This window comes from Ruegeria sp. K5 (assembly GCF_056531805.1).
Genome location: NZ_JBQFML010000001.1, coordinates 1,815,769 through 1,828,374 on the forward strand (window position 1 = coordinate 1,815,769; position 12,606 = coordinate 1,828,374).

Annotated in this window: 10 protein-coding genes; 3 read left to right on the plus strand and 7 right to left on the minus strand. The window is 60.4% G+C overall.

The annotated features are described in order from the left end of the window. The first annotated feature begins 1 nt into the window (after position 1). The gene (locus ACR0MO_RS08785) at positions 2 to 1,171 is read left to right on the plus strand and encodes an acyl-CoA dehydrogenase family protein (protein ID WP_170452264.1); all 1,170 of its coding nucleotides are present in this window, start codon (positions 2 to 4) and stop codon (positions 1,169 to 1,171) included. Positions 1,172 to 1,310: 139 nt separating this feature from the next. On the opposite strand, the gene ACR0MO_RS08790 is transcribed toward ACR0MO_RS08785, so the two are convergent. Both ACR0MO_RS08790 and ACR0MO_RS08795 read right to left on the minus strand, forming a co-directional pair. After that, positions 1,311 to 2,543 carry an HlyD family secretion protein gene (locus ACR0MO_RS08790; protein ID WP_170633721.1) on the minus strand — a complete coding sequence of 411 codons (1,233 nt, stop codon included), beginning with the start codon at positions 2,541 to 2,543 and terminating at the stop codon, positions 1,311 to 1,313. Between the two features lie 3 nt (positions 2,544 to 2,546). Next, complete coding sequence (locus ACR0MO_RS08795) at positions 2,547 to 2,945, minus strand: hypothetical protein (protein WP_170453124.1); 399 nt, start codon at positions 2,943 to 2,945, stop codon at positions 2,547 to 2,549. A 185-nt stretch (positions 2,946 to 3,130) separates the two neighbouring features. On the opposite strand from ACR0MO_RS08795, the gene ACR0MO_RS08800 reads away from it, so the two are divergent. Next, positions 3,131 to 4,204, plus strand: a complete 1,074-nt coding sequence (locus tag ACR0MO_RS08800) for an FAD-dependent oxidoreductase (protein ID WP_170523128.1) — start codon at positions 3,131 to 3,133, stop codon at positions 4,202 to 4,204. After that, positions 4,201 to 4,845: a DUF938 domain-containing protein gene (locus ACR0MO_RS08805; RefSeq protein ID WP_170523126.1), complete on the plus strand. Its 645-nt coding sequence runs from the start codon at positions 4,201 to 4,203 to the stop codon at positions 4,843 to 4,845. Before ACR0MO_RS08800 ends, ACR0MO_RS08805 begins: the two co-directional genes overlap by 4 nt. 269 nt (positions 4,846 to 5,114) lie before the next feature. Here the strand turns inward: ACR0MO_RS08805 and ACR0MO_RS08810 are convergent, their stop codons facing one another. From ACR0MO_RS08810 to ACR0MO_RS08830, 5 genes are all read right to left on the minus strand, one after another. After that, complete coding sequence (locus ACR0MO_RS08810; protein WP_480890757.1) at positions 5,115 to 7,622, minus strand: GcvT family protein; 2,508 nt, start codon at positions 7,620 to 7,622, stop codon at positions 5,115 to 5,117. Positions 7,623 to 7,786: 164 nt separating this feature from the next. Next, a complete protein-coding gene (locus ACR0MO_RS08815; RefSeq protein WP_480890758.1) occupies positions 7,787 to 9,193 on the minus strand; it encodes an FAD-binding oxidoreductase in 1,407 nt (468 codons plus the stop codon). 83 nt (positions 9,194 to 9,276) lie between these two features. Beyond that, positions 9,277 to 11,070, minus strand: coding sequence for a gamma-glutamyltransferase (gene ggt, locus ACR0MO_RS08820; RefSeq protein ID WP_170452275.1), 1,794 nt, complete (start codon positions 11,068 to 11,070; stop codon positions 9,277 to 9,279). Between the two features lie 113 nt (positions 11,071 to 11,183). Beyond that, positions 11,184 to 11,558, minus strand: a complete 375-nt coding sequence (locus tag ACR0MO_RS08825) for a GFA family protein (RefSeq protein ID WP_170452277.1) — start codon at positions 11,556 to 11,558, stop codon at positions 11,184 to 11,186. 20 nt (positions 11,559 to 11,578) lie between these two features. Further along, on the minus strand, positions 11,579 to 12,565 hold the full coding sequence (locus ACR0MO_RS08830; RefSeq protein WP_480890760.1) for a 2-hydroxyacid dehydrogenase: 987 nt from the start codon (positions 12,563 to 12,565) through the stop codon (positions 11,579 to 11,581). Positions 12,566 to 12,606 lie beyond the last annotated feature (41 nt).

Here is a 12,606-nt window from a genome sequence, read left to right on the forward strand (position 1 = left end):
CATGTACGACAATACGCGGCCCGACCGTCATTTCAGCGCAGAACATCAGGCCTTCCGCAGCAGCCTGCGCGCCTTTGTCGAGGCCGAGATCATGCCCAATATCGACACATGGGAAGACGCCGGTCGCCTTCCCCGCGAGCTGTACAAGAAAGCTGCCGAGGTTGGATTTCAGGGCGTCGCCTTCCCCGAAGATCTAGGCGGTGCGAACGGTGATCTGTTCATGCAAGTGGTTGGCACCGAAGAGATAGCGCGCTGTGGTGCGGGGGGCGTTGCAGCCTCGCTGGGGTCTTTTTCGATTGCGCTGCCTCCGATCGCGCAAAGCGGCAACGCGGCACTACTCGAAAAGTTCGTGAAACCGGTGATCGCAGGCGACCGCATCGCGGCGCTGGCCATAACCGAGCCCGGCGGAGGATCGGACGTGGCCGCCCTGCGCACCACGGCGATCCGGGACGGTGACCATTACATCGTGAACGGGGAAAAGACCTTTATCACCTCGGGCATGCAGGCCGATCAACTGACCGTGGCTGTGCGCACAGATCCTGACGATCAAAGCATGACCGGCATCTCGTTTCTGGTTGTCGAAGGCGACACGCCGGGGCTGACCCGGACAGAACTGAAAAAGATGGGCTGGTGGGCGTCGGACACCGCGCATCTGCATTTCGACAATTGCCGCGTTCCGGCTGAAAATCTGGTGGGTATGGAAGGCGAAGGCTTTCTGGCGGCCATGCTAAACTTCAACAATGAAAGACTGGCCCTGGCGGTGCACGCCTACACGATGGCGCAGGTCTGCTACGACGAGGCCCTGGCCTGGGCCAGACAACGCACCGCCTTCGGCAAACCGTTGACAGCGCGTCAGGCCATTCAGCACAAGCTGATCGACATGGCGGCCCGGATCGATGCGACCCGAACCCTGACCTATGACATCATCTGGCGGTACATGCAGGGGGCTGACCCCTTGAACGTCCACGTCGCCCGCACCTCGATGGCCAAGGTAACAGCGACGGACGCGCTGAAATTTTGCGCCGATGAGGCGGTGCAGATTCTGGGTGGTGCGGGATATATGCGTGGGACGGCCTCGGAACGGATTTACCGCGAAGTGAAGGTGATGACCATCGGCGGTGGCACGGATGAGGTGCTGCGCAATCTGGCAGCGTCACAACTGGGAATTTGACGGGGGCATCCAACCCCAAAATTGCATCTGCCATCTGAAGCACATCGGCCTGCCGACAGATCAATTCAAACCACTTCGGGTACCGGCATATTAACGGTCCCTAGCCGACCCCGGTCTGACGACCGGGGTCAAAGGCAGATCAATGGCCGGTCAGGACCAGAGTGTTCACCGGCATCAGGATCAGGCGCAGACGCAATCCCGCAGCATGAACCACGCCGATGGTGTCGACGACATGCAGGAAGGCCCCCTCCCAAAACCCAAGGTCTTCATGCTCCAGCCGTTCGTGGTTGTCGGTATAGACATTTGCCAGACAGTTACTGCCCGGCGGAATGTCGTCGGTCATGCCTTTATACAACGGCTCCATATACACCAGAATAGAACCGGGGTTGTTGTTGGTCTGCACGTCCCGCAACTCATCCGACGGGCGGATCTGGCCCGAGGGGATCACGTCCTGCACCTCGACCACGACCATCGGGATCACGGTAAAGGGCTTGGTCATGCAGCCCAGCTCTCCGATCATGCCGGGTTTGATGACTTGTGCCGAAAGCTGGTTGAACGCAGCCTGAAACCTGTCATGCCCGGAATGCGACGGCACCAGAATGCCAGCAGGACGCAAAAGCGGGCTGACGTAATCCCCCACTTGCAGCCCGAATTGTTCGACCCGACCGGTTACTCCGGCGTTGATCACGGTCTTGTCCAACTCGGTCAGCGCGGCGTCCAGTTGGGCGTTGGCGCTGGCTAGCTGGGCCGGGATCAGCTCTTCGATCTGCTGAACAACCGCCGCGCGCCGGGATTCCGCAGCCGTGACCTGCGCCTCGCGCTCCTCTACCAGGTTCTCCAACCGCTCGATCTCGGTCAGACGAACAGCGCTCGACCCTTCGTCCCGCAGCGTGGTATTGCGTTCCAGATCCTCAAGCGATTGATCCAGCGCGGCGCGGGCACCCGCGATCCCGGCGTCGGCTTCGGCCAGATCGGTTTCGGCCACTTTCAGCGAGGCCTGCACCTGAGCAACCTGCGCATGCGCGGCCTGAACCTGCGCCTGCTGAGTGAAATCCTCGATCCGGAAAATCGGCTGGCCGGCCTGCACCAATTCGTTGTTGCGGACATAGACCTCGGACACGCGCCCACCCAGTTGCGGCAGGATGGTGACTGTCCTGAAATAGGACGCAGCGGTTGTGCTGGCCGGGTGGAAATAGAACAGCGTGGTGATGACCGTCAGGGCCAGAATGGCGCAGGTGGTCAGCCCCCAGCGCAATTCATACCACATGGTGAACAACGTAATCTCATGCCCGATCCGCTTACCTTGGACAAAGCGGCGGAACAGATAGTCGGGCAGCACCGTAATCAGGGCGCAGATCATCGTCTCGATCATGACTTAGTGCTCCTGCGCTTCGGTTTTGTCCGCACTCGGCGCGGCTGGGGGCGGCGCTTCGGGCAGCGTCTCTGGCACAGGTGACCGACCCAAAGATCGAATAGCGTCGGCAATGTTCTTCATCGGCGTCGCAAAATCCGGGAACTGGAACCCGGCAACCAGAATGGCCGCAATCCAGAAAATTCCGTTATGCGTGAACAGGGCCAACAGCGCCAGAATTCCCACCAACTGGAACTGCGGATGGTTGTTTTCATGCGCCATTTTCTCGGGAACCGAATGAAGTGTCAGGTAGCCAACACCGATCAGCACCACAAGCACCACAAAGAAAACGACCATGGCGGAGAAAAGGTAATCGCTCCCGTCAGCTGCGACGACGTATCTGGGAATATGCCCGGTGGCCATTGGATGAAGCTCTGCTGCGGTCACCTTACCCTCCTGTTTGTTTTGCTACTTCTTTGACCGGGTTGAAGCACAAATTCAAGCTTGCTTATAGTCCACGGACCGACTGTCGAGACGAACAGGGACCTCAGACACCGATATGAAACCTGAAACCCTTTGGGGTACCTGCCTAAATGAAAGCACATGATATGATTGATTTCCTCATCATCGGCGGCGGCATTGCAGGGCTGAGCGCAGGCGCCCGGCTGTCACAGCACGGGTCCGTAACCGTGTTGGAGGCAGAAGATGCAGTTGGCTATCATGCATCCGGTCGATCGGCCGCCCTTTTCGAGCAGAACTACGGCCCGCCATCGGTGGTAGAGCTGAACAAAGCCAGCGCCCGGTTTCTGCATACAGAGAACGAAGGCTACCTGACACCCCGCGGACTGATGCTGGTCGCAGCCAAAGATCAGCGTGAAGCCTTCAATGCTGATCTGACCAGTCTCGACATGAGCAGGGTGTCGGTCGAAGATGCAGTTTCCCGAATACCAATTCTTGATCCCGCAGGTGTTGGCTATGCCGCACTCAGCGAAGCCGCGTTTGACATCGACACGGACCGCCTGATGCAGGATTTCTCGCGCACCATTCGCAGAAATGGCGGGGCCGTGCTGACAAAGCACAAGGTGACAGCCATTCACAAATCGGCGCATTGGCGGGTCGAGGCCGGAGACGTATTCGACGCCCGCTACCTGATCAACGCGGCAGGCGCATGGGCGGATGAGATTGCACAACTGGCCGACGTTCAGCCCATCGGCATCACCCCGCGCCGCCGTTCCGTGGCGCGAATCCCGGCCCCAGGAGGGCACGACGTCTCGGGCTGGCCGATGATGCTGGGCACAGACGAAAGCTGGTATGCTAAACCGGATGCGGGCAAGTTGCTGGTGTCTCCGGCCGACGCAACACCGGTTACACCGCATGACGCCTATGCGGATGACATGGTGCTCGCCGAAGGCTTGGCGCAGTACGAGGCTTTGGTGACCGAACCCGTCACGCGGGTTGAGACAAACTGGGCCGGGTTGCGCAGCTTTGCGCCAGATGGGACGTTGGTGCTGGGCCCCGATCCGCTGGAACGGTCGTTTATCTGGTGCGCTGGTCAGGGCGGGTACGGGTTTCAAAGCGCACCAGCCGCGTCTCAGTTTCTGGCAGACCTTGTTGTCGGAAACTCTCCGATATTTGATCAAACCATCATCAACATGCTAACTCCGGACCGATTGAACAGATGAGCAAGCGCATCCCTCCGCAAAATGCCAGCGTCGCCACCCCCGCGGATAACGGCAAACTGGTCGCGCCCGCCGCCACCCGGAACGCAGGCGTTCTGAGTGACCTTATGGAAGCATGGGCCCCCTCCGACGGCTCCGCCCTCGAAATCGCCAGCGGCACGGGCCAGCATGTTTGCGCCTTTGCCGAGCGTTTGCCCAACCTGTTCTGGCAGCCGACAGAGATTGATCCCGAACGCCGCGCCAGCATTGATGCATATGCAGTCAATCACCCCAACATCGCGCCGGCTTTGGAATTGAACGCAACGCAAGCGGGTTGGAGCAAGCAATTCGCGCCCAAGGACCTGATCGTGCTGATTAATCTGCTGCACCTGATCAGTTGGGAAGAGGCGGAAACACTGGTGTCGGAAACCGCAAAAAAGCTCTCACCCGGTGGGCGCTTTATTCTGTACGGCCCGTTCAAACGGGACGGGCTGTTGACCAGTGACGGGGATAAACGATTTCATGAGGCGCTTGTCCTGCAGGACCCCGAAATTGGTTACAAAAACGATGCCGACATTCGATCAATGCTGTTTGCCAAGGGGATGAAGCGCGTCGAAACTGTTGAAATGCCCGCAAACAATCTGGCCTTCATTGCCACGGCATAAGCCAGCCGGCTCTTTTCTTCAAAAAGCCTGCTGTCGCAGGCTTGCCTCCGGCGGAGGTATTTTTGAACAGAAGAAGTAACGGATCGTTAACTCTGATGGGCGACAGTGTCTTTGCGGTACAGGCGGAGGCGCCGATGACCGTAACAGGAGAAGGCCCCCTCGCCAAAAGCAGGGGGGCTGGATCTTGTGACCAGCCCCCGCTTCTCTTGTTCAAAAATACCTCCGCCGGAGGCATGGGGCGCCGAAGGCGACCCATTTATTACGAGCTACTAGCCGTCCTTGCGGATGACCTCGTTTTTCGGGTCATACGGGCTGTCGCAGGTCACAACCGCATCCCACAGCTTGTCCTGCATTTTGACCTGCAGCTTGGTGCCTTCGACCGCCAGTTCTGGCTTCACGTATCCCATACCGATGGATTTTTCGAACGCCACCGAGTAGCCACCCGAGGTCAGACGTCCCACGCGCTCACCTTCCGGCGTATAGAGCGCCTCGCGGCCCCACGGATCGGCATCGTCCGGCCCGTCGATCAGCAGCGTGCAGCATTTCACGCGCACGCCGGTTTCTTCCAGCTTGGCCTTGCCGTGGAAATCCTTGGACAGATCGACAAAACGCGGCAGGTCGGCCTCAAGCGGGGTCGCATCGCGACCTAATTCAGTGCCGAAGGCGCGATAGGATTTCTCTTGTCGCAGCCAGTTCTGGGCGCGCGCACCGACCAGTTTCATGCCGTGTTTCTCACCGGCTTTCTCCAGCAGATCGAACAGGTAGTTCTGCATCTCGATCGGGTGGTGCAGTTCCCAGCCCAACTCGCCGGTATAGGCCACGCGGATCGCATTGACCGGGCACATACCCAGTTCGATCTGACGCGCCGACAGCCATGGGAAGCGCTTGTTGGACAGCGCGGTGTCCGGGTCGGCGTCCTTGATGACCTCTTTCAGAACGTCACGCGACTTAGGTCCGGCGATGGCAAAGACGCCCCACTGGGTGGTCACGTCCTGGATTTCGATATAGCCGAACTCCTCCATCTTGTCCTCGGCCGCCTTGCGCAGGTAGTCGGCGTCGTACTCGGTCCAGGCACCGGCAGAGACGATGTAGTAGTTGTTCTCGCCATTGCGGACGATGGTGTATTCGGTGCGGGTGGTGCCATGCGAGGTCAGCGCGTAGGTCAGGTTGATACGACCAACCTTGGGCAGCTTGTTGCAGGTGAACCAGTCAAGGAACGCGGTCGCACCGGGGCCTTTGACGACATGCTTGGTGAAGGCCGAGGCATCGATCAGGCCGACGCCTTCGCGGATCGCCTTGGCTTCTTCGACGGCATATTGCCACCAGCCGCCACGGCGGAACGAGCGGCTTTCCTTGTCGAAATTGTCCGCCGCGTCCAGCGGGCCAAAGTAGTTGGGACGTTCCCAGCCATTGACCCAGCCGAATTGCGCGCCGCGTGCCTTTTGGCGGTCATACGCAGGGACGGTGCGCAGCGGACGGCAAGCCTCACGCTCTTCATCCGGGTGGTGCAGGATGTAGACGTGTTCGTAGCATTCCTCGTTCTTGCGGGCTGCGAATTCGGTGGTCATCCAGTTGGACGAGTACCGCTTGGGGTCCAGCGAGGCCATGTCGATCTCGGCTTCGCCATCGACCATCATCTGCGCCAGGTAATAGCCGGTGCCACCCGCAGCGGTGATACCAAACGAGAAACCTTCGGCCAGCCACATATTGCGCAGGCCCGGAGCCGGACCGACCAGCGGGTTGCCGTCAGGGGTGTAGCAGATCGGGCCGTTGAAATCGTCTTTCAGACCGGATTCGGCGCAGGAGGGGACGCGCTCGGCCATGGCCATGTACTGATCGGCGATCCGGTCCAGATCCAGCGGGAACAGGTCGGCGCGGAAGCTGTCGGGCACGCCATGTTCGAACTGTGCGGGCGCGCCATGTTCGTAGATGCCCAGAATCCAGCCGCCGCGTTCCTCACGCGCGTAGGATTCGTTGTCGGCGTCGCGGACAACGGGATGCTCGGGGTTGCCCGCTTCGCGCCATTTGACCAGTTCGGGGTCCTTGTCCATGACGATGAACGTGTGCTCGACCGGGATCGCGGGCATCTTGATGCCCAGCATCTTGGCGGTGCGCTGCGCGTGGTTGCCTGATGCGGTCACCACATGCTCGGCGGTGATCACCACCTGCTCATCGGACGGGATAAGGTTACCACCTTTTTCGATCATCTTGGTGCAGGTGACTTCCCAATGGGTGCCGTTCCAGTGGAAGGCATCGGCCTGCATCTTGCGTACGATGTCCACGCCGCGCTGGCGCGCGCCCTTGGCCATGGCCTGCGTCACGTCGGCCGGGTTAATATAGCCGTCTTCGGTGTGATAAATCGCGCCTTTCAGATCCGAGGTCTCGATCAGCGGCCAGCGGTCCTTGATCTGTTCGGGCGTCAGCCATTCATAAGCGACATCGCAGGTCTCGGCAGTCGAGGCATAGAGCATGTATTCATCCATACGCTCCTGCGTCTGCGCCATGCGCAGGTTGCCGACCACGGCAAAGCCTGCGTTCAGGCCGGTCTCTTCCTCAAGCTGTTTATAGAAATCGACCGAGTATTTGTGGATATGGGTCGTCGCGTAGGACATATTGAACAGCGGCAGCAGGCCCGCCGCGTGCCAGGTCGAGCCCGAGGTCAGCTCATCCCGTTCGATCAGCATCACATCGTCCCAGCCCGCTTTGGCCAGATGATAGGCAATCGAGGTGCCGACGGCACCGCCGCCAACAACCAGTGCTTTGACTTGGGTTTTCATAACCGGGCGTCTCCCCTTGAATTCAGTTGCACCCATATGGCGCAAATCCAGGGCGCGGCGCGACATTCATCCGACCGGTGATAAGAAAAAAACGACCCGCAGGCTGAATCAGTGTCCTAAAAAGTCGCAGTGAGACAGCGAATATGGCCCCGCGATACAGCGGGCTATTGGTCCGGAACGATCTTTCCCGGGTTCATGATATTGTCTGGATCCAACGCAGCCTTGATCGTGGCCATGTACCGGGTCGCAGCGCCAAGTTCCTTGACCAGATAAGGGCGCTTTCCCTGACCAATTCCGTGCTCACCCGTGCAGGTTCCATCCATCGAGATTGCCAGATCGTTCAGCCAGCCAACGAACTGATCGGCCCTGGCAACCTCATCTTTGTTGTCCATATCGATCAGGGGTAACGTGTGGAAATTCCCATCGCCCACATGCCCTACAATCGGCGCGATCAGGTCCAGTTCGGCGGCTTTGCCCTGCGCGGCACCAACCGCTTCGGCCAAGCGCGAGATCGGAACGCAGACATCCGTCGATATGCCCTGTGCGCCGGGGCGCAATTGCAGGCAGGCCCAATACATATCATGACGCGCCTGCCAAAGCTTGTTGCGTTCTTCGGTGGTCGAGGTCGCAGCGAAATCGGCACCCCCGAATTCAGCGGCGATCTCACCAAAGGTTGCGGCCTGTTCCGCCGCGCCATTCTCGGACCCGTGGAATTCCAGCAGCAACAGCGGAGTTTCGGGCAACGTCAGGCCAGAATAGGCGTTCGCGGCCCGAACCGACATCTCATCCAGCAGTTCAATCCGCGCGACCGGGATGCCGTATTGGATTGTCATCATCACCGCCTGACACGCGGCATCGACGGTTGGGAAAGAACAGCGGGCCGAGCTGATCGCCTCGGGTATCCCGTGCAACCGCAGCGTCAGTTCCGTAATAATGCCCAGCGTCCCCTCGGCCCCGATCAGCAGCCGGGCCAGATCGTAGCCGGCCGAAGACTTCTTGGCGCGGTTCCCGGTTCGGATCACCTGCCCGTCTGGCATCACGGCCTCAAGGCTCAGCACGTTGTCGCGCATGGTCCCGTATCGCACGGCATTGGTGCCCGAGGCCCGCGTTGCGGCCATTCCACCCAGCGAAGCGTTGGCCCCCGGATCGATGGGAAAGAACAAGCCCTGATCGCGCAGATGGGTGTTCAGGTCCTCTCGGGTGACGCCGGGTTGCACGACACAATCCAGATCGCTGGCATTTACCGCCAGCACCCTGTTCATCTGCATCAGATCAACGCAAACCCCACCGGCTGGCGCATTGACGTGCCCCTCAAGCGAGGTGCCGGTGCCGAAGGCAATCACCGGAACCTTGTGGGCCGCGCAGGTTTTTACGATGTCGGCGACCTCGCTGGTCGTCTGCGGAAAGACGACGGCATCGGGGCTTTGGTTCGCGATCCACGTCGTGGTGTGACCATGCTGTTCCCGGATCGCGGCGCTGGTTTGAAGCCGGTCGCCAAAGCGCTGTTTCAGAATTCCAATCGCCGTTTCAATACCCGCGTCATTGCGGGGCAGCGCGGTTGCCTGCACCATCTTGGTTCTCCCCTGCCCGACAGGGTGCCGGGCCTTTCAGTTCATGACTAAAAGGCCCGGCAACGCGGGACAAGTCCCAAGACCTATTCGCCCAGCGCGATGCCTTCGCGCCGAGGGTCCGCGCCACCGCTCAGCCCGTCGCGAATTTCGATGGCGTGCAGGCCCGAGGTCAGGTCGCGGGGGTTCACCTCGAACCCAAGCTCGGTCAGGGCATCGACATAACCTTCGGCGGTGGTCCCCAGTTCAACGTCATAGGTGCCGAACCGGTTTACCAGATGCGGCAGCGAGACGGCCTGCTGCACATCCATGCCCCAATCCGCCCAGGCGATGATCGACTTGGCCACGTAGCCAATGATACGGCTGCCACCGGGCGATCCAATGGCCAGAACCGGCGCGCCGTCCAGCATCACAATCGTCGGGCTCATCGACGAGCGGGGACGTTTGCCAGGCTCCAGCCGGTTGGCAATGGGTACTCCGTCCGAATGGGTCTTGAACGAGAAATCCGTCAATTCGTTGTTCAACAGAAACCCGTTGGTCATGAGGCGCGAGCCAAAGCCGTTTTCGATGGTCGTGGTCATCGACAGGACATTGCCATAGCCGTCCACAATCGAAATATGCGAGGTCGAAGGCAGTTCCAGCGAGGCATCATCGGCCCAGTTCAACGCGTGGTCGAATTCGGGATTGCCGGGCGCGACCTCGGTCAGCGCGCTTTCGGTGTTCAGCAAGGCAGCGCGTTCCGACAGGTAGTCCGGATCCACCAGCCCATTGGTCGGCATGGGGACATAATCACTATCCGCCATGTACCGCCCCCGGTCCGCAAAGGCGAGGCGCGAGGCGTCTCCGATCAAACGCCAGGCTTCCATGCTGTCCGGCCCCATGGCGGACAGGTCGAAATTGTCCAGCTTGCCCAGAATCTGACCAACCGTCAGCGCGCCCGATGAAGGGGGCCCCATACCGCATACGTCAAACGACCGGTATGCCGCGCAGACCGGCTCACGCTCGATCACCTGATACAGCGCAAGGTCAATGCCCGACAGAACGCCCGGATTGCCCGGAGCGGTCCGAACGGTGTTGACGATGCCCGCAGCGATATCACCGCCATAAAACCCCGCAGCCCCATCGGCCGCCAGTGTCCGCAACGTCTCTGCATAGTCGGGGTTCACCAATCGCTGCCCTTGTTGCAAGGGTTCTCCGCCGGGCAGGAAATACTCGGCCGTTGCCGGAAAGCGGGAAAGCCGTTCGGCATCATTCTCGACCAGCGTGGCGAGGCGCGGCGACACAAGGAAGCCGTCCTCGGCCAGCCGGATACCATCTGTGAACAGGCCGGGCCATGGCGACCGGCCCCAGCGGCGGTGCGCCTCTTCCAACAGCGCGGGCGTTCCCGGAGTACCCACCGACAGCCCGCCAACTACAGCGTCGAAGAATTTCAGCGGTTCACCGTTTTCGTCGTGAAACAGCCGCGGCGTCGCCTCCAGTGGGGCCGTTTCGCGCCCGTCCAGCGTGTTCAATTCTCCTGTGGCGGCATCGTACCAAACCAGAAATGCCCCGCCCCCAAGACCCGAGGATTGCGGCTCGACCAGCCCCAGAACAACCTGAACAGCAACCATCGCATCCGCAGCCGAGCCGCCTGCGCGCAGCACCCGCGCCCCGGCTTCGACGGCCAGCGGATTGGCGGCGGCGACCATCCAGTTGTCGGATTGCACCGGCACGCCTGCGGCCTTCGCCTCAAGCGCGGCAACCACTTCTTCGGTGAGGGCCTGAACCTGACCTTCCGTTGCCCCTTCGGGCGCAACCGCATCTGCGGTTTCCTGCGCAATAGCCGGGGCAGCAAACGTGATCGCAGACAGTATGAGACCTGAAATATAACCGGAACGCATCGTATCCTCCAATTCAACTATTGCTTTCAACACTGTACGGGCCACCGCAACACCGCAACCATCGGTTGATACAGAACCGAACGACGGCAGAGTTCCGCCACACCGTTCATCACCTAATCTGCGCGGTCCCGATCGTATCGTTGCATGCCCTCAAATTCGGGCAGCCAGCCTTCCCGCCGGATTGTCCAGCATTCATATGTCGGTTTCAATTGGTCGGGTTGGTCAAAACTGCCCAAATGAACCTCGACCTCTTCTCCGGTTTGGGCAAATACCGGCGAACCGCAGATCGGACAAAATGACCGCCCCGCATAGCTGCGGACCTCTCCGCTGATCTCAACCGCGTCCCTGGGAAAGATGGCAGCGGCATAAAACAACGCTCCGTGATGCTTACGACAGTCAAGGCAGTGGCACATCCCAACCCGCGACGGAGGCCCATTTGCCGTTACGCGCACGCTGCCACAGCGGCATCCGGCCCGATAAACCTCCATCACAGTCCTTTCCCAATGCGCTATAGCATAGCGGGCACAACCTGATCCGGCGGGCGGTGGCCATCCTCAAACGTCTTGATGTTGATGATCACCTTCTCGCCCATCTCGATCCGCCCTTCCAACGTGGCCGACCCCATATGCGGCAGAAGCACAACGTTCGGCAATTGCCGCAGGCGCGGGTTCACATTGGTGCCGTGTTCATAAACATCCAGCCCGGCCCCGGCGATCTCACCCGCGCGGATCAGGCGGGTCAGGGCGTTCTCGTCCACCACCTCACCCCGCGACGTGTTCACAAGCACTGCCGAGGGCTTCATCAGCTTCAACCGTCGCGCATTCATCAGGTGAAAGGTCGATGGCGTTGACGGACAATTGACCGAGATCACATCCATGCGCGCCACCATCTGATCCAGGCTTTCCCAATAGGTCGCCTCAAGCTCTTCCTCGGTCTCGGGGCGCAGGCGGCGGCGATTGTGATAATGCACCTGCATGCCAAAGGCGCTGGCACGGCGGGCAACGGCCTGCCCAATCCGGCCCATGCCCAGAATGCCCAGACGTCGACCACCGATCCGGCCACCCAGCAATGCTGTGGGTGCCCACCCGGTCCAATCGCCCTGCTGCATCACGGCCAACCCTTCGGGAATGCGGCGCGTAACCGCCAGAATAAGGCCCATGGTCATGTCGGCCGTATCGTCGGTCAGCACACCCGGCGTGTTCGACACCAGAATGCCGCGCTGCCGGGCTGTGGCCACGTCGATATTATCGACACCCGCGCCATAGTTTGCGATCAGACGCAGGTTCTCACCCGCCTGCCCCAACAATCCACCGTCAATTGTGTCGGTCACTGTGGGTACCAGCACATCGGCCTCTTGCACCGCCGCGACCAGTTCTTCGCGTGTCATGGGCGCGTCATCCTCGCGCAGGCGAACATCGAACAACTCGCTCAACCGCGTTTCCACTGCCTCGGGCAACCGTCGCGTTACAACAACACTCAGACGTTCTCTTGGCACCTCAGCCCTCCCATCGCTTTGCAAACGCGCGCGCTCCATGG